Source organism: Microbulbifer bruguierae (assembly GCF_029869925.1).
In the GTDB taxonomy this organism is placed as follows: Bacteria; Pseudomonadota; Gammaproteobacteria; order Pseudomonadales; family Cellvibrionaceae; genus Microbulbifer; species Microbulbifer bruguierae.
Map to the genome: position 1 here is coordinate 1,295,285 of NZ_CP118605.1, position 24,293 is coordinate 1,319,577.

The 24,293-nt window shown below is 58.7% G+C and carries 20 protein-coding genes; 6 read left to right on the top strand and 14 right to left on the bottom strand.

Going from position 1 to position 24,293, the window contains the following annotated elements:
* Window positions 1–112 precede the first annotated feature (112 nt).
* Window positions 113–1,453, top strand: coding sequence for a Na+/H+ antiporter NhaC family protein (locus PVT68_RS05520; RefSeq protein ID WP_280321655.1), 1,341 nt, complete (start codon window positions 113–115; stop codon window positions 1,451–1,453).
* 206 nt (window positions 1,454–1,659) lie between these two features.
* Entirely contained in the window at window positions 1,660–2,760 is a 1,101-nt protein-coding gene (locus tag PVT68_RS05525; protein WP_280321657.1) for a glycosyltransferase family 4 protein, read from the top strand.
* A 21-nt stretch (window positions 2,761–2,781) separates the two neighbouring features.
* On the opposite strand, the gene PVT68_RS05530 is transcribed toward PVT68_RS05525, so the two are convergent.
* Window positions 2,782–3,321: an ABC transporter permease gene (locus tag PVT68_RS05530; RefSeq protein WP_280321658.1), complete on the bottom strand. Its 540-nt coding sequence runs from the start codon at window positions 3,319–3,321 to the stop codon at window positions 2,782–2,784.
* 16 nt (window positions 3,322–3,337) lie between these two features.
* Here PVT68_RS05530 and PVT68_RS05535 point away from each other — a divergent pair, with 16 nt between their 5' ends.
* Window positions 3,338–4,003 carry a LysR substrate-binding domain-containing protein gene (locus PVT68_RS05535; protein ID WP_280321659.1) on the top strand — a complete coding sequence of 222 codons (666 nt, stop codon included), beginning with the start codon at window positions 3,338–3,340 and terminating at the stop codon, window positions 4,001–4,003.
* A gap of 60 nt (window positions 4,004–4,063) precedes the next feature.
* On the opposite strand, the gene PVT68_RS05540 is transcribed toward PVT68_RS05535, so the two are convergent.
* The 13 genes from PVT68_RS05540 to PVT68_RS05600 all read right to left on the bottom strand — a co-directional run bounded on the left by PVT68_RS05540 (window position 4,064) and on the right by PVT68_RS05600 (window position 20,006).
* On the bottom strand, window positions 4,064–5,155 hold the full coding sequence (locus PVT68_RS05540) for an NADH:flavin oxidoreductase/NADH oxidase (protein ID WP_280321660.1): 1,092 nt from the start codon (window positions 5,153–5,155) through the stop codon (window positions 4,064–4,066).
* An 84-nt stretch (window positions 5,156–5,239) separates the two neighbouring features.
* Window positions 5,240–5,764 (bottom strand): SRPBCC family protein, encoded by a 525-nt coding sequence (locus tag PVT68_RS05545; RefSeq protein ID WP_280321661.1) that lies wholly within the window; start codon window positions 5,762–5,764, stop codon window positions 5,240–5,242.
* Window positions 5,765–5,884: 120 nt separating this feature from the next.
* Complete coding sequence (locus PVT68_RS05550) at window positions 5,885–6,169, bottom strand: hypothetical protein (RefSeq protein ID WP_280321662.1); 285 nt, start codon at window positions 6,167–6,169, stop codon at window positions 5,885–5,887.
* A gap of 84 nt (window positions 6,170–6,253) precedes the next feature.
* On the bottom strand, window positions 6,254–9,370 hold the full coding sequence (locus PVT68_RS05555) for an efflux RND transporter permease subunit (RefSeq protein ID WP_280321663.1): 3,117 nt from the start codon (window positions 9,368–9,370) through the stop codon (window positions 6,254–6,256).
* Between the two features lie 4 nt (window positions 9,371–9,374).
* Complete coding sequence (locus tag PVT68_RS05560) at window positions 9,375–10,445, bottom strand: efflux RND transporter periplasmic adaptor subunit (protein ID WP_280321664.1); 1,071 nt, start codon at window positions 10,443–10,445, stop codon at window positions 9,375–9,377.
* A 104-nt stretch (window positions 10,446–10,549) separates the two neighbouring features.
* Window positions 10,550–11,806, bottom strand: coding sequence for an ABC transporter permease (locus tag PVT68_RS05565; RefSeq protein ID WP_280321665.1), 1,257 nt, complete (start codon window positions 11,804–11,806; stop codon window positions 10,550–10,552).
* Window positions 11,757–12,479, bottom strand: coding sequence for an ABC transporter ATP-binding protein (locus PVT68_RS05570; RefSeq protein ID WP_280321666.1), 723 nt, complete (start codon window positions 12,477–12,479; stop codon window positions 11,757–11,759). Before PVT68_RS05570 ends, PVT68_RS05565 begins: the two co-directional genes overlap by 50 nt.
* Entirely contained in the window at window positions 12,476–14,017 is a 1,542-nt protein-coding gene (locus tag PVT68_RS05575; RefSeq protein ID WP_280321667.1) for an efflux RND transporter periplasmic adaptor subunit, read from the bottom strand. Before PVT68_RS05575 ends, PVT68_RS05570 begins: the two co-directional genes overlap by 4 nt.
* Before the next feature lie 16 nt (window positions 14,018–14,033).
* Window positions 14,034–15,353, bottom strand: a complete 1,320-nt coding sequence (locus PVT68_RS05580) for an efflux transporter outer membrane subunit (RefSeq protein ID WP_280321668.1) — start codon at window positions 15,351–15,353, stop codon at window positions 14,034–14,036.
* A gap of 179 nt (window positions 15,354–15,532) precedes the next feature.
* Complete coding sequence (locus PVT68_RS05585) at window positions 15,533–16,546, bottom strand: ABC transporter ATP-binding protein (RefSeq protein ID WP_280321669.1); 1,014 nt, start codon at window positions 16,544–16,546, stop codon at window positions 15,533–15,535.
* On the bottom strand, window positions 16,546–18,078 hold the full coding sequence (locus PVT68_RS05590; protein WP_280321670.1) for an ABC transporter permease: 1,533 nt from the start codon (window positions 18,076–18,078) through the stop codon (window positions 16,546–16,548). The genes PVT68_RS05585 and PVT68_RS05590 overlap by 1 nt, the downstream gene beginning before the upstream one ends.
* Window positions 18,078–19,115: a substrate-binding domain-containing protein gene (locus PVT68_RS05595; RefSeq protein ID WP_280321671.1), complete on the bottom strand. Its 1,038-nt coding sequence runs from the start codon at window positions 19,113–19,115 to the stop codon at window positions 18,078–18,080. Before PVT68_RS05595 ends, PVT68_RS05590 begins: the two co-directional genes overlap by 1 nt.
* Before the next feature lie 72 nt (window positions 19,116–19,187).
* On the bottom strand, window positions 19,188–20,006 hold the full coding sequence (locus PVT68_RS05600) for a hypothetical protein (protein WP_280321672.1): 819 nt from the start codon (window positions 20,004–20,006) through the stop codon (window positions 19,188–19,190).
* Window positions 20,007–20,385: 379 nt separating this feature from the next.
* Here PVT68_RS05600 and PVT68_RS05605 point away from each other — a divergent pair, with 379 nt between their 5' ends.
* The 3 genes from PVT68_RS05605 to PVT68_RS05615 all read left to right on the top strand — a co-directional run bounded on the left by PVT68_RS05605 (window position 20,386) and on the right by PVT68_RS05615 (window position 24,237).
* Complete coding sequence (locus PVT68_RS05605; protein ID WP_280321673.1) at window positions 20,386–21,909, top strand: adenylate/guanylate cyclase domain-containing protein; 1,524 nt, start codon at window positions 20,386–20,388, stop codon at window positions 21,907–21,909.
* Window positions 21,910–22,000: 91 nt separating this feature from the next.
* The gene (locus PVT68_RS05610; RefSeq protein ID WP_280321674.1) at window positions 22,001–22,990 is read left to right on the top strand and encodes a tetratricopeptide repeat protein; all 990 of its coding nucleotides are present in this window, start codon (window positions 22,001–22,003) and stop codon (window positions 22,988–22,990) included.
* Window positions 22,991–23,025: 35 nt separating this feature from the next.
* On the top strand, window positions 23,026–24,237 hold the full coding sequence (locus tag PVT68_RS05615) for an MFS transporter (RefSeq protein ID WP_280321675.1): 1,212 nt from the start codon (window positions 23,026–23,028) through the stop codon (window positions 24,235–24,237).
* Window positions 24,238–24,293 lie beyond the last annotated feature (56 nt).

Here is a 24,293-nt window from a genome sequence, read left to right on the forward strand (position 1 = left end):
GCCTCGACAGCCCCCGATACGTGACTGCCAGGTCTGCATCAGAATCGAAAATTGGTATAAACCTGACTACCGTGGTTAAACTGCGCGCCCCATTTGAGTCAAAGCTGTATCCATGACCAAGTCTTCCCCTCTCGCTCTGCTTCCTTTGCTGGTTTTTCTCGCTCTTTTTGTGGGCGCCGGACTCTGGTATCAGTCCCAGGGCGCGGCAATGGCGTTTTATCAGGTGTCGGCACCGGTGGCGATACTGCCAGCCATCGCCCTCGCCATCCTGTTGGCCCAGGGCCCTCTCAGCCGTCGTATCGACACGTTTATTCGCGGTGTCGGTGACCCCACCATCATTACCATGGTGTTGATTTATCTTCTCGCTGGCGGTTTCGCGAGCGTTGCGAAGGCGGTTGGCGGTGTGGATGCCACGGTGGCGTTCGGTCTCAGCATCATCCCCCCGAGCCTGGTATTGCCGGGTTTGTTCGTAATCACCGCATTTGTCGCTACCGCCATGGGCACATCCATGGGAACCATTGCCGCCATTGCACCCATTGCCGTAGGGTTGACCGACGCTACGGAACTACCGGTTCTTTTCACCATTGGCGCTGTGGTTGGCGGTGCCATGTTCGGCGACAACCTTTCGATCATCTCCGATACCACCATCGCCGCCACCCGCACCCAGGGTGTAACGATGCGGGACAAATTCCGGATGAACCTGCGCATCGCCCTGCCCGCGGCACTGATTGCATTGATATGGCTCTACATCTCTGGCCGGGGCGTTGCCGCCACCGCACAAATTGCGCCCGCCGGTGACTATGACCTGGTGCGGATGCTGCCCTATATAGCGGTACTGGTGCTGGCGGTGAGCGGCGTCAATGTATTACTGGTGTTGTTTATCGGTATCTTGCTGGCGGGAACTATTGGCCTTGGGTTACAACCGGACTATTCACTGGTTAACCTGTCGCAAGATATCTATGCCGGCTATACCGGTATGCAGGAAATCCTGCTCCTGTCCTTGATGATCGGTGGTCTCGGTGCCCTGATGCAGGCTGGTGGGGGGATTCGCTGGCTAGAACAACAGATCGACCGCATCGGTCGCCTTGGCGGCCACCGCAATCCGGGACGTAAAACCGGCGAGCTGGGTATCAGCACCGCGGTAGCGCTGACCAATATATGTACCGCCAACAACACGGTAGCCATTCTGCTTACCGGACAGCTGGCGAAAGACATGGCGGCACGCTACCGGGTCGACCCGCGCCGCAGCGCCAGCCTGCTGGATATCTACTCCTGCACCGTACAGGGCATGCTGCCGTACGGCGCGCAGGTACTACTCGCGTCCTCCCTTGCCAAAGTGTCTCCACTCGCACTGGCGGGAAGCATCCATTACTGCTGGCTGCTGGGCGCTTGCGCGTTGGTGTCCACATTTATTCCGACGAAGCCCTTTAAATCTGCCGAAACACTAAACTAGTTCACCGGCTCGACAGGATGCATTCCTTTGGCGGGCGCTGATACCGGGAAATACTCAGCGCCCGCCCTCATCAAGTGCGAAGAACCGGCTTCGATATTGACCTGATTCCCGTTGCCGTGGTCACTCGCCGGCTTCCTCCGTCAGTTGACATCGGTAAAATCAAAGCCGACTATTCCCGCAAGTCCAAACGCAAAGGGAGTTGCGCCTTGAGTAATCTGAAGTTCCAGGGGTCCGAATTCGAATCCCAGCCGTTCGAAATGTCAGAGCATACAGAACCGGTCTTTTATTATTTAATTCCCGATGCATACAAGAAGGACTTTTCACTGACCCCCTTGTTGCGATCCATCAAACGCGGCCAGGGTTGGCGCCATATTCGCAAGCGCTGGATTCGCAAACACAAAGCCATTGGTGGGGTGAAAGTCATGTACCAGCACTGCCAGATGCTAAGGGAGCGGGGGTTCAAGGCCGAACTGGTGGTGCTCGGTAAATATCGCGGCAATTTTTTTGGTTTCGATATCACACCTCTTTCGCCTGCCCAGCTTGAACGCCGTCTACGTCCCAACGATGTGCTGGTCTGCCCCGAGCTTATCCCCTATCTGGGGCTGAAGTTTGATAGCTGCAAACGGGTTCTGTTCGTACAGAACTGGAGGCATATCTATCGTCACCTCGAACCCGGCGATGAACACAGTTCCTATGTGGATCTTGGCTACGATTACGTACTCAGCTGCAGTAACTACATCAGTAAACTGTTGAGTCGCGAACCCTCAGATCGCGTGCAGCAGGTCACCAACTTTATTGACCTGTCGCGCTTCCACCCGGAGCCAGCAAAGCGCATCAATGGACGCATCATGGCGCTGCCCCGCAAAAATCCTCGTGACCTCGCCGCAATCATGGCAATTTTGCATGCGGAGGGGTTCGAGTTCGAGCTAATTGATGGAGTATCAGAAGCAGAAATCATCAATGCCTATCAGCGCGCCGATGTTTTTCTTGCAACAGGCTACCCCGAAGGCTTTGGTCTGCCGCCGCTCGAAGCCATGGCCTGTGGTGCCGCCGTAGTGGGGTTTACTGGAGGTGGAGCAGACGAGTTCATGTTCCACGAAGAGACCGCTCTGGTGGCGGAAGACGGCGATATTGAAAGCGCAGTGACCCACCTGCGCCGCATACTTGAAGATACCGCTCTCAAGGAACGCGTGCGTGAAGCGGGAACTCGCAAAGCGAGGCACTACCATCAAAATGCGAGTTGTGAACAGTTAGTTGCCTTTCGCAGACTGTTTGACGAACGAGCAATTGACATGGCGCACGAATGAATTGCCAATGTTCTGCCTACCTTACTCATGTCGCAGCGCATCGATCGGATCGAGTTGCGCCGCCCGTCGCGCCGGCATATAGCCGAAAAGTACGCCGATCCCCGCGGAGAACACAAAGGAAATTAAATTGATCCCGATATCAAAGTGGTAGGGCAGGCCCATCAGTGCTGCCAGCACTACTGAGGCGATGGTGGCCAGTAGGATGCCCAGCAAACCACCCAGCGCCGCCAGTACTACTGCCTCGATCAGAAACTGCAGCAGCACTTCCCGCTCCAAGGCACCAATGGCAAGACGGATGCCGATTTCGCGGGTGCGCTCGGTTACCGATACCAGCATGATATTCATAATACCGATGCCCCCGACCAGAAGGCTGACCGAGGCAACAGCGCCCAGCAATCCGGTAAGTACCTGGGTGGTGTCGGAAAGTGCATCGGCAATCTGACGGGTATCCAGCACATTGAAATCGTCATCTTCCTTATCCGCCAAGCGTCGGCGCTCCCGCATCAGTTGCGTCAACCTCTCCTTAACACGATCAATATCCGGCGCAGCGGCACCAATCAAACAGATTCTGTTCGAGGTGAGCGCGCTGTTGCAGCCACAGGATTTCGATCCGGCTAGTGCCCGTTTTACCGTGCATATCGCAGCCACGGATTACGCGCTGCGGGCGGTGGTGTTGCCGCTGTTGCCCGCGCTTCGCCAGCAGGCGCCCAATCTCCGCGTCGCCGTGCGGGTGCTGCAACAGGATCAGCTCGCCGCGCAGTTCGAGCGCGGCGAGGTGGATCTGGCGCTGCTCATGCCGGAATCCGTCGCCCCCAATCTGCACAGCCGTCGCCTGTTCGACGAGCGCTATATCTGCGTGCTGCGCAGCGGCCACCCGGACGCACACTGCGAGCAGATCAGCATGGAGCGATTCTGCGCGCTGGACCACGCGCTGGTGTCCCTGGTGGGCGACCCCTTCCACGGTGTTACCGACCGCACCCTGGCGGAACTCGGCCACCGTCGTCACGTGGCCGTGTCTCTGCCAAGCTTTCTCGCCCTGCTGGAATTGCTGCGCAACAGCGACCTGATATCGCTGCTGCCGGAAAAACTGCTGGAAGGTGTGGAGGGACTGACCCAGGTGGAGCCACCCATTGCGGTGCCCGGATTTACCAAAGTGGCGGCGTGGCACGAGCGCACGCATCGCGACCCGGGCCAGGCCTGGGTGCGGCAGATTCTGTTCGAGCGATTCTGCGATTCCGATTAAAAAAACGGCCACTTTTCAGTGGCCGTTTTTATTTCGATCTTCGGATTATTTGTACCGCGTCTATTTATATCTCTCTAACCAGTGCGCATAGGACGCCGGCAGCACCCAGGATGGGCGTTCGATATCGAGCGCAAGTGCCGCCTTGTAGCTCCAGTGCGGATCGGCCAGATGCGCGCGCCCCACCATCACCAGGTCCAGCTGTTCGTCGCGCACGGTCTTGTCCGCAAGATGCGGTTCGCCCACACCCCAGGCGGTGGCCACCGGCAGGTCCGCTTCGCGGCGCACGCGCTCGGCAATGGGCGCGAGGAATGCCGGGCCCCAGGAAATCTGCGCTTTCGGGGTATTGAAACCGAGGCTCACGCTCACCAGATCGGTACCGCCCTCGCGAAATCCTTTCACCAGGTCGATGGATTCCGCCAGGGTCTCCTCGTCGCGGCCGTCGTATTCGATCACACCGAAGCGGATGGTGAGCGGTAGGTTTTCCGGCCACACCTCGCGCACCGCTTCCAGGGTTTCCAGCAGGAAGCGGCCGCGGCCTTTGGCATCGCCACCGTATTCATCGCTGCGCTGGTTGGCGTGTACGGAGAAGAAACTCTGGGCGAGATAGCCGTGGGCAAAGTGCAGTTCCAGCCACTCGAAACCCGCGTCCCGCGCGCGTTTGGCGGCGGCGACAAAGTCCGCTTTTACCCGGCGGATATCTTCCAGGGTCATCGCTTTCGGCACCCGCGGCAGGTGTTCGCCGAAGGCCACCGCGGACGGGCCGATGGGCTGCCAGCCGCGGGCATCTTCCGCGGGAATATGGTCGTCCCCTTCCCAGGGGCGGTTGGCACTGGCTTTGCGGCCAGCGTGGGCGATCTGGATACCCGGCACCGCGCCACTCTGCTTGATAGCCGCAGCAATGCGCTGCATGCCCTCAGCCTGCTCGTCATTCCACAGTCCGGTACAGGCAGGGGTGATGCGCCCCTCCGGCGCCACCGCCGTGGCCTCCACAATAACCAGGCCGGCACCGCCGCGGGCCAGTGCCGCGTAGTGCACCTGGTGCCAGTCGTTGGTAAAGCCGTCCTCGGCCTGGTACTGGCACATGGGCGGAATGGCGATGCGGTTGCGCAGATCCACATCTTTCAGGCGATAGGTTGAAAACAGGTTTGGCATTCCGATAACTCCGCTCGTTCTGCTTAAATTCGGGCTGTTCAAATTTGGAAATTTTGGTCTGGAAATTTGAGGCGTGAGACCGGATCAAATTGCCGCGCGACTGCGCGCTGCAGCAACCAGTCCGTCGAGCCACTCCTGATGACCGTTCAGCATCGGATTCGGGCGCGTCGCGGCCATCTCACGTGCGGGGGCACCGATCTGGGATTCCTGGGTCAGGATGCGCACGCGATTGCCCGGCAGGTCTTCCAGCAACCAGGCGTGATGCACGTCCAGACGCGTGGTCTCATCCCCCTCGGCCCAGCCGTGCCAGGCCACACGGGCGGCCTCACCGGCAACCGGCGGCACATGTTCCACCACGCTGGATTCCACCGGGAAGCCGAAGGTCTTGAAGCGGAAGCGCAGGCCGTCACGCAGTTCAGGTCCCGCGCCATCGTCAAATTCGATATCGGAAGAATTGCTGTAGTAAGTGGGCCAGGCAGTCGCCGTATTCAGATAGGGCCACACGTCGGCCACGCTCAGGCCGGCAACGATCACCTCGTTGGAGACAAAATTGTCGGTGGTGCCGGGCAGAAAGTTTTCCGGCCAGATAATCGCACTCAGGGTATTCATGGCTGTACCTCGATGGCAGGGTTCGACTCTCGGATGCCCCGCATATTAGCCATCGCCAGATATAATACCAATCGCCATTTATGATCATGGCGATAAGATGATCTGATATTAAAGGTAGACTCAGCGTCCGCGCCCGAAGGCGGCGATGGAGAGAATGGAGAAAATAAACAGTTCGAGAAACTTCGGAACGCATTTTAGATAGCGCAGCCCTTCTGCCAACTGGAACAGCACACCGCCGCCTTTGATGTTGCGCGCAGCAGGGCGGATGTCCACGACCTGCAGGGAACACGGGTGCGATAAACACCAAAGGCAAGTAGTGGGCGAGGAGATGATACCTACCCAGTAGATGGTATTGTCCCCAAGATACAGTGCATAGTTCCTGTCTTTGAATATTTCAAAGGGCACAGCGTTACATCACTATTTCGAAACCGGCATGGAAGCATGGAAGAACCTTATTCTTCTTCCCTCTACAGAACCGCTTCACCCCTGTTATACGTCCTGCAACTCCGCTGCCAGCTTGCTGGTTTCGAGCGCACGTGATTTGTGAAAACGACCGAGCCCCAGATACACTACCGGGGTCAAATAAAGGGTAAAGAGTGCCGCGAGGCCAAGTCCGCCAAACATCACCCAGCCAATAGCCATGCGCGCCTCTGCACCGGGACCGCTACTCAGAATCAGCGGCAAACCACCGAGCACAGTGGAAAGCATGGTCATGGCAATAGGCCGCAGGCGCACGCGGGCAGCTTCGGTTACCGCATCGTACACACTGTAGCCTCGGTCCCGCAGCTGATCGGCAAACTCCACCAGTAGAATCCCGTTCTTGGCCATCAACCCGATCAACATCACCAGTCCGATCTGGGAAAAGATATTAATCGTGGTTCCGGTAAAAAACAGCGCATAAACTGCCGCGGCAAGACCGAAAGGCACGGTCACCATCACGATCACCGCGCTGCTGATGCCTTCAAACTGGGCGCACAACACCAGAAAGACCACCAGTGCGGCAATGGCGTAGGTCATCGCCACTTCCCGTGAGCTCTCCTCCAGTGAATTCGCCTCGCCGAGGAACGTAATCCCCACGTCTTCCGGTAGCAGTTCACTGGCAAGCTGCCTCATATCCTCAACCGCGCTCGCCAGTGGATAACCTGAATCCAGTCCGGCATCGATTTCTATAGCACGGCGCTGGCCATGGCGATCCAGCTCTGCGGCCACGCTCTCTTCTCGCAGAGTGACCATGCTCGAGAGCGGCAACAGATCACCGCGTTCACTCTTCACGTAGAGATTGACCAGATCTTCCGGAGAGGAAATCGTACTGTTCGCCGTTTCCAACATAATGGGTACCGCTTGGTCCCCCACATTCAGGTCCACCACATCAAGGCCATCGACAACCGCGCGCAGTGTGGTGGCAATATTGGTTAGCGGTACGCCAAGATCGGCGGCGCGACGACGATCGATTTCAATGGACAGCTGTGGCTGGGTCGGGCGATAACTGATTTCCGGGCGACTCAGGTACGGCAGCCGATCTTCGATGGCGCGGACCATGTTTCGGGAGGCCTGGTAAATGCGCTCATAATCATTTCCCACCAGTGCCACTTTGATACCACCGCCACCACCGCGCAAGGACAGACTGTTGGGGCTGCTTACGCGAATACGCGCTCCGGGAATCTGTTCGAGGGGGCCCTGAATTTCGTCCTTTAATGCCTGCTGAGAAATGGTGCGTTGATCCCAGTCAGCCAGGGGCAGCGTGATCTGCGCGCGGTTCGGATCCCATTGGCCTATTTTGGTCATCACGTCGGTAACATCCCCGCGCTCAACCAGAGGTCTGACCACATCCTCGATATGTTCCGCCTGGCGGGCAATATAGTTCTGGCCCACACCGTCGGGACCGGTAGCATTCACGTAGAGAATGCCGCGGTCTTCCTCCGGTAGCAGCTCTTTACCCAGCACGGTGTAGAGCGCACCGGCGCCAACCGCGAGTAACATGGCCACGGCAAAACTCAACCAGCCGTGGCGCAGGCAGGAGACCAGGCTGCGCTGATACATATCCCCCAGCCGTTCCCCCATTTTTACCACGCTGTGATACAGGGTTGAGTTGGGTTCACTCCCGGCAGTGCGGGTGATTCGTGCAGTGAGCATCGGCACCAGTGTCAATGCCACGACAGACGACAGCGCCACCGCGGTGGCCAATACCAGACCAAATTCGCGGAACATTCGCCCGGCGGTACTGGGCAACAGCGCAATGGGGATAAAGACGCTCACCAGTACCGCCGTGGTCGCCAGCACCGCAAAAATTACCTGGCGGGTACCGAGTACCGCAGCCGCGCGCGCGCCCATACCCGTACTGCGCAGGCGCTGAATATTTTCCAGCACCACGATCGCATCATCCACCACCAGACCGGTCGCCAATACAATCGCCAGCAGGGTCAGAATGTTGATGGAAAAACCCATCAACCAGATACCCGCAAGAGTGCCAACAAGCGCGATGGGAATCGCCGTACTTGGTACCAGAGTCGTGCGGATATTGCCGAAGAACAGCCAGATGGCGGCAATCACAATCAATATCGTATAGCACAGGCTGGCAACCACCTCCTTCACCGAGCCCTTGATAAATACCGCGCGATCTTCGGTGATGGTGATCTTGAGGTTGTCGAAGCGAGCATTGAGCGCCGCGACTTTTTGGTAAACGCCATCGCTGATTTCGATGGTATTACTCTGGGCCTGGCGCACGACACCAAGGCCGATCACCGGGCGATCATTGAGAAATACCAGGGACTGTACATCTTCCGGAGCAAAAGACACGTGGGCAACATCAGCAACGCGTATATCCCCACGAATAATCGTATCGCGCACCTGTTCTTCGGTGATCGTGGACGCATCCGTGCGCACCAGTAACTGCTGGTCTTCGGAATTGAAACTGCCGGAGGGCACATCCAAAGGTGCGTTCTGCAGCACCGCCGCAATATCACTGACCGTCAGGCCAAAACTCGTCAGGCGCAGTGGATCCAGAACCACCCGCAACACCCGCTGGCGCTGTCCGGAGATCGGCACGTCCGCCACACCGTCGATGGAAATCAGCTCGGGAATAATATCTTTTTCGATGATGTAGGTGAGCGCTTCATCGCGCAGGGTGTCACTGGTCACGGCCAGCTGCATGATCGGCTCCGGCTGATCCGCCGCTTTTATCACCGTCAGCCGCTCGACATCTTCCGGCAGGTTGCGCTCCGCCTGGCTCACGGCCTCGCGTACATCCGCGGCGGCGGTATCCAGGTCGACGCTCGAATTAAATTCGATATGAATACGAAAACTGTTTTCTTCACTGGAAGATTCGATGTGCCTGATCCCGGAAACCCGGGCCACCGCCCCCTCGACGATACTGGCGACCTCCGCGTCCATGGTTTCCGGCGAGGCACCGGGCAAAGCCCCGCGCACGGAAACGATGGGCACATCCACATCCGGCAGCTCGCGCACTTCCACCGCACTGAAGGCGGCGATACCGGCGATGGCGATCAGCAGGTTCAGTACCAGAATCAGCACCGGCCGCCGGATGGCCAGCGAGGCAATATCGTTGCGGTGCGCGTCCACGGAATTATCAAGGCTTCGCTCGCTCATCGATTCACAACCCCGCCATGCTCGTGACACTGAGCCCTTCGCGCATACGCTGGGTACCTTCGGTGACCACCTGGATGCCTTCCGGCAACTCGGCATCCACTAGAATCGCCCCCGGTACCCGCTGCACTACCGTAGCGGGAATACGTTTGCTCCTGCCGTCGTCCACCCCCCACACAAAAGCACCGTCATTGCCCCACTGCAGGGCCACCTCGGGAATCAGTGGATAGCGGCCACTCACCAACGTCAGAGACACGCGGAAGCTCATACCGGGACGCAACAGATCTTGGGAATTGTCTACCAAAGCGCGCGCGGCAAAGGTGCGGGTTTGCGGATTGATTCGACTGTCGATTTCCACCAGCCTGCCCTGATGCTGCGGGCTGCCATTAGCCCAGGTGGACACGGCGATCGTCTGATCCTGCTGAATCTGGCCGAGAAACAGCTCCGGCACCTGGAAAGTCACCAGCAGGTTGCTGCGATCATCAATGGTGGTAATGGCGGTGGAGGTGTCCACCCGGGCACCTGGATCCAGGTCAGTGATGCCGATAAAGCCGTTGAACGGTGCCGCTATGGTGCGATAACCCAGTGCCACCTGGGCTCGATCAAGATTGAGACGTGCGCGCTCGACCGCACTGCGGGCATCGTCCAGAGCACTCTCTGTTACCGTGCCGGAAGCGCGGGTGCGCTCGTAGCGGCCGAGCAGCCGCCGGGCATCTTCCAGTTCGACACTGGCAATTTTCACCGCCAGGTGCTGGTCCCGGTCATCCAGGCGAACAACAGCCTGCCCTGCTTTCACCTGCTCTCCCGCCGTAACGGCGACCTCCACCACTTCGCCGCTGACTTCCGGGTACAAAGTCACGCTTTTGACCGCACGGGAAGTCCCTACGGCCTCGATATTGACCTTGCGCGGATGCCACTCCACGACTTCAGTGACGACGGGCTGCGCCGGGACATCACGTTTTAAAAGCGTTGTGTCACTATCGCCTTTGCAGCCGGCAACGCCCGCGACAATCAACAGCAGCGTGGTGAAAGTGGAAATAGGAAAGCGGCGAGCGGATCCTTGCTGGGTTAAATTCACTGCGGCACCTGTTGGCAATCAATACGGTGTATTCAGGGGAACGTAAGTCCTGCAGGTTACCGATTCTAAATTGCAGTTTCCATCGCTCTCGCGATCCGCCCGCCTTATTCGTGTCGCAGCGCATTAATGGGATCTAGCCGCGCCGCCCGTCGCGCCGGCATATAGCCGAAAAGTACGCCGATCCCCGCGGAGAACACAAAGGAAATTAAATTGATCCCGATATCAAAGTGGTAGGGCAGGCCCATCAGTGCTGCCAGCACTACTGAGGCGATGGTGGCCAGTAGGATGCCCAGCAAACCACCCAGCGCCGCCAGTACTACTGCCTCGATCAGAAACTGCAGCAGCACTTCCCGCTCCAAGGCACCAATGGCAAGACGGATGCCGATTTCGCGGGTGCGCTCGGTTACCGATACCAGCATGATATTCATAATACCGATGCCCCCGACCAGAAGGCTGACCGAGGCAACAGCGCCCAGCAATCCGGTAAGTACCTGGGTGGTGCCGGAAAGTGCATCGGCAATCTGACGGGTATCCAGCACATTGAAATCGTCATCTTCCTTATCCGCCAGGCGTCGGCGCTCCCGCATCAGTTGCGTCAACCGCTCCTTAACACGATCAATATCCGGCGCATTGGCCACCGAGATCATGATGTCCGAAATATTGCGGCGGCTGCCTGCGAGCCGGCGCTGCACCGCGCCCAGGGGCATCACGATCTTGTCATCCTGATCGCCCATAGCGGACTGCCCCTTGGACTTGAGCACACCGATAATTTCACAGGAAAAATTCTTCACCCGCAGTACATCGCCTACCGGCATATATTCGCTGCCGAACAACTCACTGCGAATGGTTTCGCCGATCACACACAGCGTGGATCCGAGTCTGGCTTCCTGCTCATTGAAAAAACGCCCCGCGGAGAGCTCCCAGTTCGCGGCGATGAAATAGTCGCTGGTTGTACCCACCACCTCCGTTGTCCAGTTTCGGGAATACGCGACCAAGGTGGCACCCACTTCAATTTCCGGTGCGACCGCGGCAATGCCAAGAATCCTTGCGCGAATCGCTTCCACATCGTCCATACGGAACGGAGGAGGACCGCTGGAGCCGGCGCTGCCGGGCGGTCCGCGACGAAAGCGCGCCTGGCGCAACATCAGCAGATTACTACCCAGGCTTTCCACCTGCTGACGCACCGACTCGGTGGCGCCATTGCCCAGTGTAACCATGGTGATGACCGCGGACACGCCGATGACGATCCCGAGTACCGTGAGGAAAGACCGCAGTATGTTGCGACGCACTTCCCGCACCGCCAGCAGAAAACTACTCCACAGCATCGGAGCGCTCCCTTCCTGCATCACGGACTGATTCATCCCTTGCCACTTTGCCATCCACAAAATGCACGGTGCGACGAGCGTAGGCTGCCATCTCTTCCTCGTGGGTCACCATCAGGATAGTGATGCCACTGTCGCGATTCAGGGAGACCAGTAACTCCATGATTTCATGGCTGCGACGGGTATCCAGATTTCCGGTAGGTTCATCGGCGAGCAGCAGTGTGGGATTGGTGACAATGGCACGGGCGATGGCGACTCGCTGCTGCTGGCCACCGGAAAGCTCCGCCGGCGTGTGATGCTCCCATCCCGCCAGCCCTACCTGGGCCAGCGCACGCCTGGCTGCTGCGGCGCGCACGTCTGCGGGTTCCCCGCGATACAGCAACGGCAGTTCAACGTTTTCCTGCGCCGACGTGCGCGCCAGCAGGTTGAACCCCTGAAACACGAAACCGAGGAAATGCCGACGCAACAGAGCCCGCTCATTGCGCGATAGCTTTTCCACACTGACATCGCGAAACCGGTAGTTGCCACTGGTGGGAATATCGAGACAACCGATGATATTCATCACCGTCGACTTACCCGAGCCACTGGGCCCCATCACCGCGACGAAGTCTCCCTCCTCGACGATCAGGTCCACACCCTGCAGAGCCTGGAACGCGGCCGTCCCCTGGCCATAGCGTTTGGTAACGCCGGAAAACGCCAGCAGCGCACTCATCCGCGGGCCCCTGAAAGTCCGGTAACCACGCGCATACCTTCGCGCAGGTCGCCGTCAACAATCTCGGTGTAGCGACTGTCGCTGATCCCCGTGCGCACCCGCACAGGCTTGAGAATCCCGTCTTCGAGCACCCAGAGACGGCGCGGCCCCTTCATTGGCAGATTCGACCCGGTATCGTCATTCCCGCGATTGCGGTTGCGCGGCCCCCGCATAAAACGCGGCGGGCCCGGCATCAGTTGCGAAAGAATACCGCCGCTTTCCCGCGCGCGATTGCCACCACGCTCGCCGGATCGCTCGGGCGGTCCTTCACCTGGTCCTGCACCGGGGGGCATGCCCATTCCCGGCCCCATGCCAGGATCCCAGTCCCCTGGCACGCCCTCCGGTCCTTCGCCCTCTGGGCCCCCGGGACCATCGCTCATATCCAGGAAAAATTCGGGCATCAATTCCACCGGCGGGGTAAAGCGCAGTGCAGCGTTCGGCACCAGCAGCGCGTCCTCGCGGGACTGAGTGGTGATGGTTGCGGTCGCCGTCATCCCCGGACGCAGGGATTCATCCGGATTCGCCACCGACAACAGGGTCGAATAGGAAACGACGTTATCGACAATACTGGAACCGAGACTTACCCGGGTGACGTACGCGGGATATTCCCTTCCAGGCCAGGCATCCACCGAAAAACGCGCATTCAACCCTTTGCTGACCTGTCCTATATCGGCCTCGTCGACACTCACCTCAAGTTCCATTTTCGAGAGATCTTCCGCCAGTGTGAACAGGGTCGGCGCCGACAGGGAGGCGGCCACGGTCTGTCCGGGCTCCACCACCCGGGATAAAACCACTCCGTCAATGGGCGACACAATAATGGCTTTGGCCAGGTTGGTTTCCGCCGACGCCAGGTCCGCGCTGGCAGATTCCACATTTGCCGCGGCCACCGCACGATCGGCGCGGGCGCGGCGGTCCGCAGCCTCCGCGCTATCCATTTCTGCCTGTGACGGCAGGCGACCTTCGGTCGCTGCATGCAGGTCCTTGCGTCGCTGGTACTCACGAGAGGCCTCAATAACGGTGGCCTCGGCCTGCTGCAGGCGGGCTTCGGCGGAAGCCAGAGACGCTTTACCCTTGCGCACCTGATCCTGCCACTGCACGGTGATCAGGCGGGCCAGCTCCTGACCTTTTTTAACGTGATCGTTGTAGTCCACGGATACGGTTTCCACGGTGCCGGAAACCTCGGTTCCAATGTCCACCTGGTTGAGCGGCTGCAGGTTTCCGGTGGCGGTAACCGTTACCTCGAGATTGCCGCGTCCGACGGACGCCGTGGAAAACTGCGGTGCGTCTGCGGCGGCAGAAAAGCCGCCAAAAGCCCAGTAACCGACAACCGCGACTCCGGCAAGTCCACCAGCAATCATCAATTTGCGGGAAAACCCGGCGCGATTCTCGGTAACGGAATCCTTTAAGGAAAAGATACCGGCAATGCCCCCCTGCTTGCGGGATTTTGCCAACATGTCCTGTACAGAGGTATCGCTGCCACTCATCAAATTGCTCTCCATGGATTGCGTCTCCCGCTTACCAGCTGCCACCGAGTGCCCGATACAGACTGATCATTGCCAGGCTATTCTCTGCCCGCGCGCGCAGCAGGCTCTCTTCGGCACTCAACACCTGTCGCTGGGCATCCAGCACGGTCTGAAAACTCACAGCCCCGGTCTGGTAGCGGACAAATGCCAGGTCCTGACTGTTGCGGGCTAAATTCAGGTTTTCTGCCAACTGCGGAATACGGCGCTCGCTACTGTCGAGCGCCACGTAGGCATCGGCCACGTCAGCGAGGGCGGCAAGTAGGGTTTTCTGATACGTATTGAGTGCCTGTTCGTACTGTGCATCACGTACCGTGACCTGTTCACGCAGCTTGCCGGCGTTAAACAGGGGAACACTGACAGAACCTAACAGGGAGCGGGCCAGATTCGCGGTATCGAATAGATCTGCAGCATCAAGGCTGCTGAAATCAAGCCCACCGCCGAGGCGAAAACTGGGATAGCGCGCGGCTTCAGCGGCATCACGGCGGTAACTGGCCGCAGTAACTGCGTGTTCGGAAGCGCGCAGGTCCGGGCGACGACGCACCAGATCGGCAGAAATATTGCGGGTGTCGATTGCAAGGGGTGCCGCCACATAGGGCACCCCGGTAACTGCCTGCAGACGCTGGTACAGAGCCCGGGGTTCTTCCCCCGAAAGGACTGCGAGCGCATGCATGGATTGGCGCACGGCGCCCTCCTGATCCGGCACCTGGGCCTGTAACTGGCCGACACTGAGACGCGCCTGAGTCAATTCCAGCTCGCTGTCGAGTCCCACGTTATAACGCGCCTCAATCAGTTCCGCCGTTTCCCGCTGTGCCGCCAGATTGCGATGGAGAATATTGGACTGCGCCTGGGCGCGGCGCAGGTTCACATAATTGCTCGCCACCTCCGCAGCCAGCGCCACTTGCGTATCTTCCAGCCTGGCGTTGGTCGCCTGCTGGTCTTCCTGCGCAGCGCGGGCACTATCGCGGTTACCGCCGAAGATATCCAACTGCCAAGCGGCATCCACACCCGCCCCATAGCGGCTGCTGTCGTCATTGCGCGACGCCGAACTGCCACCGTTTACTTCCGGTAAAAGAGCTGCGCCGGCAATGGCACTCTGGGCGCGGGCCGACTTCAGGGCTGCCTGTGCACTGCGTAGATCCGGGTTGGCCGCCAGCGCATCACTGATCAGATCCACCATCAGTGGATCGTCAAAGCGCTGCCACCAGTCGGCGTGCACCTCGGGAAATTCAAGATCAGACCCGCTGCCGGGTTCAGAGCCTGCCGCGATAGAAAACTCTTCCGCGTGGCTGATCGCCGTGCACGGTAATGCCATACAGAGTGCGAGCGCCAACAGTCGGGGCGATCGGCAAAGAAAATTCGGAGGGGTTTTCACGGGCAAATGCGGTCTTATGCTGGAAAGCTAAAGCATGCCGCAGTTGCGCGTTAAGAAGGGTTAATTTCGCATAAATTTCATTAAGCGATTTCACCCCCGGCAGATTGTTAAGAGGCCCTTCAAGCTTCCCGTGAAAATACCGCCAGGGGGTGTGTGGTGGTGATGGCCATCTGCACTCGATCGCCGTGCCGGGCTTTCACTTCATGGCTGGTGCGCACCCGCAGCTGCGTGCCACCTTCAATACTGACCGCATACAGCCGCGAACAGCCTTCATAGCGCACCCAGTCGACCACTGCATTACCCATATCCGAGGGCACCAGTGACAGATCGTCCGGGCGCAACAACAAATCCACCTCACCAGAGGCACCATTGATGGGAATACCCGGCGCGGGACCAAGAGCGGTGATCGCCTGGTTTTGCTGCAATGTTCCGGGGAGAAAGCTGGCCTCGCCCAGGAAGCGGGCGACGAACCGGCTCGCGGGCTCGGCAAAACACTTCTCCGGGGTATCCAGCTGTTCCAGTTTGCCGCCATTGAGGATCCCGACGCGATCCCCTACGGAGAGCGCCTCTTCCTGGTCGTGGGTCACCCAGATGGCTGGGACACCGGCCTCTTTGAGCGCCTCGCGGATTTCCCAGCGCAGGCTGTCCTTGAGCGCGGCATCGAGATTGGAAAGGGGTTCGTCGAGCAGCACAAACGCCGGCTCGTGTGCCAGAGTGCGCGCCAGTGCAACGCGCTGCTTCTGCCCACCCGAAAGACGCGCGGGCTTTGCATGGCGGAACGGCTCCAGTCCCAATAGTTTCAGCCAGTGATCCGCCAGTGTGGTATCGGTCAGGCGAAAGCAGACATTCTGCTCCACCGTCAAATGGGGAAACAGTGCAAAGTCCTGAAACACCATACCCACATTGCGTTTTTCCGGTGGTACCAGCTTGTCCGCTGTCGCGCGCCAGTTGCCCAGCGCAATCTCTCCCTCGGAAATGGGGATCAGTCCGGCCAGGGCCTGCAAAATAGTGGTTTTGCCACAGCCCGTCGGCCCCACGAGCATCAGGACTTCGTCCTCCGCCAGCGCGAGGTTCAGGTTTTTCACTACCGGGGTAGAGCCGTAGTGAACGGACAGATTGCTAACCTTCAGCATCAGGGATGGGTATTCTCAGTTACATCAAATTCGGCCCGGCGCTCGCCGGACAACATCAGTGCAAGTCCGAGAGCGGACATCAACACCAGCAGCAAGCCGGGAATGGCAGCGCGACCAAAATACCCCGCTTCATACACTCGCCACAAGTAGGTGGCCAGAGTTTCAAATCCGGTGGGGCCCAGCATCAGGGTGGCGGGAAGTTCGCGCATCGCCTCCAGAAATACCAGCGCCGCACCGGCCACCATTCCCCGCACCGTGAGCGGCAGGGTGACGCGCTGGAAAGCTTCCCGTGGGCTGGCACCCAACAATCGCGCCGCCTTCACCAGACTCGGGTCCAGACCTTCCGCGGTGGAGCGCACAGAGCCAACCGCCAGCGGCAGAAAACGCAGCACGTAAGCGACGACCAACAGTCCCAGGGTCTGGTACAGGAACGGCAGCTGTAAACCGACGTACACCAGCGCCGTGCCCATCACAATACCCGGCACCCCAAATCCGAAATAGGTCATACGCTCCATCAGGCGTCCGGCACGCCCGGCAATGGCCGCGTGGGCCACGGGTACCGCCAGTACCACCGCGAAGATCGCCGCCAAAAAGGAAGCGTGTGCGGAGTTCCAGGCGTAGCTGAGTTCAAAACCTCCTGCGCCATCCCGTGCCAGCCAGATGCCGAATACCGCCAGCGGCAGCACTATCGCCAGCATCAGCACCGGAGTCACCCCCAGTGCAATGAGCAGCCGCTGCCAGGGTTTCGGCCAGATCGTCAGATGTCGCCCGGGCCGCTCACGGCTACCGCGCACACGGGATTCCAGAAACAGTACCAGCCCTACAATCACCAGCAGTTGCAGTGACAGCATCGCCGCCTGACTGAGTCCGAACGCGTTGTATTCAACGAAGATCACCCGGGTAAAAGTATCCAGCCGCATGATCGCCGGCGTACCGAAATCCGACAGGGTGTACAGCGCCACCAGCAGGCCGCCGGCGGCGATGCCGGTCACTACTCGTGGCAATACCACACGCCACAAACTGACCCCCAGGGTCATGCCCAGGGTGCGGGCGGCATTGACCAGACTGGCGTCCAGACTGAGCAGCGAGGCCCGGGTGGTGAGCATCACAAAGGGGTAGGAATACAGGATCATCACAATGGTGGCCCCCACCAGCCCATCCATTGCCGGCATCGGCAGACCGAGTATATTTTCGATCTCACCGCCACGGCCAAAGGCCGCATAGAGGGTAAAGGCTCCGATATAACTGGGAATCGCCAGGGGGGCCGCGAGCAGAATCAGCCACAGTCTGCGCCAGGGCATCTGCACGTAGGCGGTCAGCAGCGCCAATGGCACCCCGATCAGCACCGACCCGAGTACCGTAAATACCATCAGGAGCAGGGTATTGGTCAGAACCTTGAGGTTGTGCGCATCAAACAGCTGCACCTCATCCGACGCGAGACCGACCAGTACCCCCACGGGCACTAGCGCCACCAGCGCAATGATCAGAGCCAGCGGATAAGACGCCGGCCAGCGGGCGAACATTCGGCGCATTACAGTACGCCGACAGAGCGCATCAGCTTGAGCGTCGGACGCAGGTCCGCAAGCTGGGTCAGGTCCACCTTGGGTGGAGATATGGTGTCGAGCGGCACCAGTCCCTGGGGCGGTTTGACGCCGTTGACCAGGGGGATTTCGAAGGCCTCGGAAGCGAGGTAGGACTGCACTTCCCGGGTCAGCAGGTAGCGGATGAAATTGATCGACAGATCGCCATCACTCAACGCCACAACACCGCCGGCATTCACCAGGCAACCAGCATCGTTTTTGGTAAACGCAAGGTCCACTTTGGCATCGGGCTTGCCGCTTTTCAGACGGAGAGTGTAATAGTGGTTGGCAAGACCCACATCCACTTCACCGCGTTCCACGCCCATCACCACGCCGAGTTCACCCGCGTAATTCTTGGCCTGCTTGTTCATCGCCCGCAGCCAGTCGCCAGTCGCCTTGTCTCCTTCCTGCAGGCGCATGGCGGTGACGAAAGACTGAAAGGCCGCGTATGCCGGTGCCCAGCCGACGGACAGGTTGCTGTCTGGCAGCACCATGATGCTGTCAGGGATCTGCTCGGCAGTGAGTCGCTCCGTGTTAAACGGCAGGGTGCGGATGCGGCCGGTCACTGGCGCCCACTGGGGATACCGGAAACCGGGTTTGAGCTGCCCGATAAGGTCTGCCGGCAGCGACCGAGCCAGTCCGGCCTCCGCTACCAGGCCAACGGCCCCAGAGTCCACCGCCCAGAAAACGTCGGCGCGACGCACACCGGCCTTGGCCTCCGCCACAATGGTATTCGCGAGCGCCGCGGTAACACCGCGGCGAATCTGCAGGTTCAGCTTGGGGTTACGCTTTTTGATGGCCTCAAGGACATTCTCGTAGAGACCACCCTCCCCGCGCCCGAGGTAAAGGGTGAGCTCACCTTCCAGTGCCGGCAACTGTTCCACGGAAATGGCACTGGCCACCGGGCTTGCAGCCAGGGCCCTGGCGGACGGTAGGCAACTCAGGGCGCCGACCGCGGCCAGGCTATGCAAAAAATCTCTACGCTGCACAGATAATCCTTACTGATCCTTATCGTTTGAACACCTACTATCGAGCGGGATCTTTAACGAATTGACGTACCGTTAAAAGACGTCTTTACGTTTCTTTTCCGCATCCATAAGCAGGGTTTTGGCCTTGTCCAGCTTGGCCTGCATGGCTTCCACTACCTTGCGCACGTCATCCACACTGGTTTTGCCATCCAGCGCCTGCGGCAGTGTTACATTGAAATCTTTTTCCAGGTCTTCGACGAGTGCGGCATCTTGCTCGATCAGTGCGCCTTCCACACCTTCAAAGCGGTGCAGGTAGGTGTCGTGGACGATATTGGTCGCGGCTTCCGGCAGTTTTTCTGCGTATTTGGCCACCACCCGGTCGAGACGGTGTTTGATATCGTCGAGGGTCTCCGGCATGGTAGTGGGCTCTGCTTCGGTGGTCTGCACCTTCGCCAGCAAGCCTTTTTCCTGGAACTGGGCGGCAAGCTTCACCGCACCCAGCCCCTGCCACAGGGCCTGATTCAACTTGACCTGTTCCGCACGTACCTTGGAAATTGGCGCACCGGCTTCAATTGCCTGTTTCACCCCGAAAATGCCCTGCCAGATATTGGCGTACACAGGAACGTAGTTGGTTTCAATCGCGGAGTGGAAGTCCACTTCTTCCCAGTGCTCCACCATCACATTGGTGTCGGTGCCCTTCACGCCGTTCTTCTCGTAGGTGTCAACCACTTCGCCGTACTTGGCCACCAGCCAGCTCACTTCCTCAGAATAGGAACCGATATGTGCCTTCAGGTCATTGACGTGATCACCGATGGCGCCATTCGCGGATACCTGGCCAGCGGTGAACAGGGCGCACAGGCCGATAGCGAGGCTCAGTGCGCGATATTTCCCTACAAAAGATTTAGCTTGCATACGTGTCCACTCGTTTTGCGTCAAAATTGCGCAAATGATACTCATTATCAAAGATGGAATAAAGTACAGTTTTTAAGGAATTCTCTGTCTCTTGCGGGCCCGGATGGCGCCTGCCAGGCAAGGGCCCGGGGGGCAGCTCAAGGATTGACCGGTGCCCCTTGCAATGCCGGCGGGATACTAGCAGTCCGAGGCCGGTATTTCACCTTCTACCCCAGCCCCTGTTCGATTGATTTCAGCCGCCGAAAGATCCACAAAAAGATTCCCGCGCAAGGCTGGAGCCCCAAGAGCTGGTATAGTTCCCCCATCACAGTCCCCTCGCCCGGAATCCTGTAACCACTCCAGCAAAGACTCCAGTAACAACTAATGAAGAGCGCTCCCGTTGATCACTAAGACCAAAGCCACTCTGCGGCACGCTGTTGGCGGTCTACAAACGCGCCTGATCCGGTTGTTGCCCACTCATATCCCCATTGCGTTCAAACTGGCGCTGGTCATGACCCTGCTGCTGGTACTGGGAATGGCCAGTCTGGGCCTGTTTATCAGCGACAACCAGAACCACCTGATCCGCACCCAATTGCACGACTTCGGCAATACCATGGCGCAGCAGCTGGCAAAGCAGGCCAGTGAGCCGATCCTGTCGGAAAACAGTCTGAACCTGCGTATGCTGACCGCCAATCTGGATGGCGACCAAAAGGTTCTGGGTGCGGGTGTATACGCGCACGATGGCAAATTACTGTCGGCGACCGGGATTCAGCCCGATCTCTCCGCCCCCCTTCCCGATGTGCCTGAAGTCCTGTCCCGCCCCTGGTTCAGGCACCGCGCAAACGGATCTCAGGAACGGCTCATCAGCTTTATCGCCCCCGCCAACTACCAGGGCGTCCGGGTCGGCTCGGCTGTGGTAACCCTGTCGGCCTCGCAAATGGACAAAGCCGCCACCAGGGCCCGCCACGCCATTGTCTACGCCACTCTTGCCATGACTCTGCTGGCATCACTGCTGGCGTATTGGCTGAGCCGGCGCCTGTCCCTACCCATTCACCGCCTGATGGAGGCCACCCGGGCGATTGACCGCGGCGACCTGGCGACAAGGATCGATCAGCAACGCAACGACGAAATCGGCTTTTTATTCGAGGGCTTCAACAATATGGCCGCCGGCCTGCTGAGAAAGTCCCAGGTTGAAGAGGTCTTTTCCCGCTATGTGTCGAAGAGCGTCGCCGACAAGGTGCTGGCCAACCTCGACGAAGTGCGGCTGGTGGACCGACCGATCGAGGCAACCGTGCTGTTTGCCGACATCACCGGCTTTACCGCGATGTCGGAAAAGCTGCAACCGAGCCAGGTCTCCGCGCTGCTAAACGAATATTTTTCGTATATTTCCCGAGCCTGTGCGTTGTATGGCGGGGTGGTCGACAAATTTATCGGCGACTGTGCAATGCTGGTATTCGGGGTCCTGGAAGACGACAATGACCACGCATTCAACGCCGTCAGCTGCGCAGTATTGATCCAGCAGCTGGCCGCTCAGTTAAACCAACAGCGCCGCGCTGATGGAAAGCCTGAAGTGCACTTCCGTATTGGTATCAACTCCGGTGCGATGCTGGCCGGCAATCTGGGCTCCGACGAGCGAATGGAGTTCACGGTGGTTGGCGATGCCGTCAACCTGGCCTCCCGACTGTGTTCCGAAGCCCAGCCGGATCAAATTATCATTCGCCAACAACTGTTTACCATGCTGGAACCGCGCATCACTGCACAAGCCGAACAAACGCTGCCGATTCGCGGAAAATCGACTCCCGTGATGATCTATTCGGTACAGGATATTCATCTGAATTATCATTTGCTGCTGCAAGCCAACCTGAAAAAAATTCTGGATATACCCGTCCGTCAACCGAGTCGACGAGCCATCGAAAATGCCTGATCGCCGGTTAACACTTGTCTCATTTTTATTTGGCTTATTTCTACTACCGCTATTGCCGGCGTGCAGTCTGATACCAAAGCAACAGATGGCGATGGAAGGTTTTTCACCGGAGGCTCTGCGAACACTTCGCCAGCAGTCCGCAGAACTGAAGCGGCTGCAGAAACTGGATACCGCGACGCAGGATCAGCAACAGCAAATCACGCGGTTACACACCAGCCTGCAAAAATTCGAGCGGAAAGTAATCCACAGCGCAATCCGCCTCGAAAAACAAAGCGACTGGCATGGGGCCGAACAACTGTTACGGGGCGCCACTCGGGTATATCCAGACAGCCAGCTGCTGGTCAGCACACAGCGGCAACTGGCAGAGCGCCGTCAATTGCGCGAAGAGCGTGTACGTATGGAGCTGGCAATCCAGCAGGGCGAGCAGTTGCTGAAGGACGCCGAGGCCTACCAGCAACTGCGGCAACTTCAAGGGCCTGGCCTGCTGAACTGGCTGGAGCTCAAGCACCATCTCCGCAAAAGCCGTGAATCCGCGCAGGCACTACAGAAGTATTCTCAGCGCGCGCTGGCGCGGGAGGACTACGTATTGGCCCGGCGCGGCCTGGAGATTGCGCAACGCCTGTACAGCGAAGACGCTCAGAAGGATAGCGATCAGCTCGAACAAATCGAACGCGACCTGGCGATGATCAATCGCCAACTTCAACCACCGAAACCGCAACCCGTCAGCATTCCCAAAGTCAACGACGACATTACGGTGACGGAATTACAACAGGCTCTGGAAACCGGAGACCTTGTTAGCGCAAGACAACATCTCAACCGTTTACAGCAACAATCGCCAGAGCACCCACAATTACTGCCGCTGCAATCCCGGTTTCACATCCAGCTAAATAACCGGGTTCAGGCCGCGATCAAGCAGGGCAATGATTTATACAGCCAGGGGAGAATTGAGCCCGCGCTGGAGGTTTGGCGCCAGACCAGAATACTCGCCCCCGACAATATCGAGTTGCTGGGCAACATCCTCCGCGCGGAAAAAGTGCTGGAAAACCTCAAGGCCCTGTCGATACCTTCCAGTACACCGTAAAAAAATCCGCCGCAGAACTTCAACCACCCCACTCCATGAACTATTCCGTTTTTATTCCCTACCTGCTCGCCAGAGCCAGCCTGAGCTTGGCGAGTACCATGCTGACCGTCGCCATTGGCTGGCACCTGTATCAGTTGACCGGCGACCCTTACGACCTGGCCCTGGTCGGTCTGGTGCAGATCATCCCGATGCTGATGCTATTCATTGTGTCGGGGTGGGCAGTCGACCACTTTTCCCGCAAGCGCATCCTGATTCTTTGTTCAGTGCTGGAAGGGTTCATACTGCTCGGGCTGGCAGCCTTTATGCACGACGGGGTTTATGACAAAACCTCAATTTTTGCACTGCTATTTCTGCATGGATGCGTGCGCGCATTTTTTAGCCCCGCGCAACAGGCCATTCTGCCAAACATCGTCAGCGCCCAGGCACTTTCCCGGGCGGTCGCGGTTACCACCACCGTCTGGAATGCTGCCTCGACCAGCGGCCCTTTTGTAGCCGGTCTGTTTCTGGTGTGGATGGATCAGGATATTTACTGGCTACTGGGAGGGCTGGCTCTACTTGGCGCTTTGCTCTATTTAACCCTGCCACCTATTGCGCATACACGCCCTCTGGGGCGAGGTATTGAGCAGGTGCTGGAAGGCATTCATTTCATTCGTCGAAATCCCTTTGTCCTGGGCAGTATCAGTCTCGACCTGTTTGCCGTTCTGTTCGGCAGTGTAATGGCGCTATTGCCCATTTACGCCGTGGATATTTTGAAGGTGGGTGCGGACGCCCTGGGCGTGATGCGCGGCATGCCGGCACTCGGGGCTGTGGTGGTCGGAGTTATCATGACCCGTCTTTCCCTGAATCACACCGGTCGCAGCCTGTTTCTGGCGCTGGTGATTTTTGCCTTTTCCATTCTGCTATTCGCGGTATCGAAAAACTACTGGCTGAGCTTGGTGGCGCTGTTTGTGTACGGCGCCTCGGACATGATCAGCGTCAATATCCGCTCTACCCTGATTCAGCTGGCGACACCGGACGACCTGCGCGGGCGCGTCAGTGCGGTCAACTCGATCTTTATCGCCACATCAAACCAGATGGGCGACTACCGCGCCGGCGCTGTCGCCTCAGTGATTCCCGCCCCTGTCACGGTGGCACTCGGTGGCGTGATGGCACTGGGTGTGGCGATCAGTGGCTACTTTATATTCCCGGCGATTCGCAAATTGAAAAAAATGAGCGAGCTGGAACACAATCCAACGCAAGGAAAGTGAGTGTACGGGCTGCCGATATTGAATATTTCAACAGCCCGCTTCCGATCACGGATATT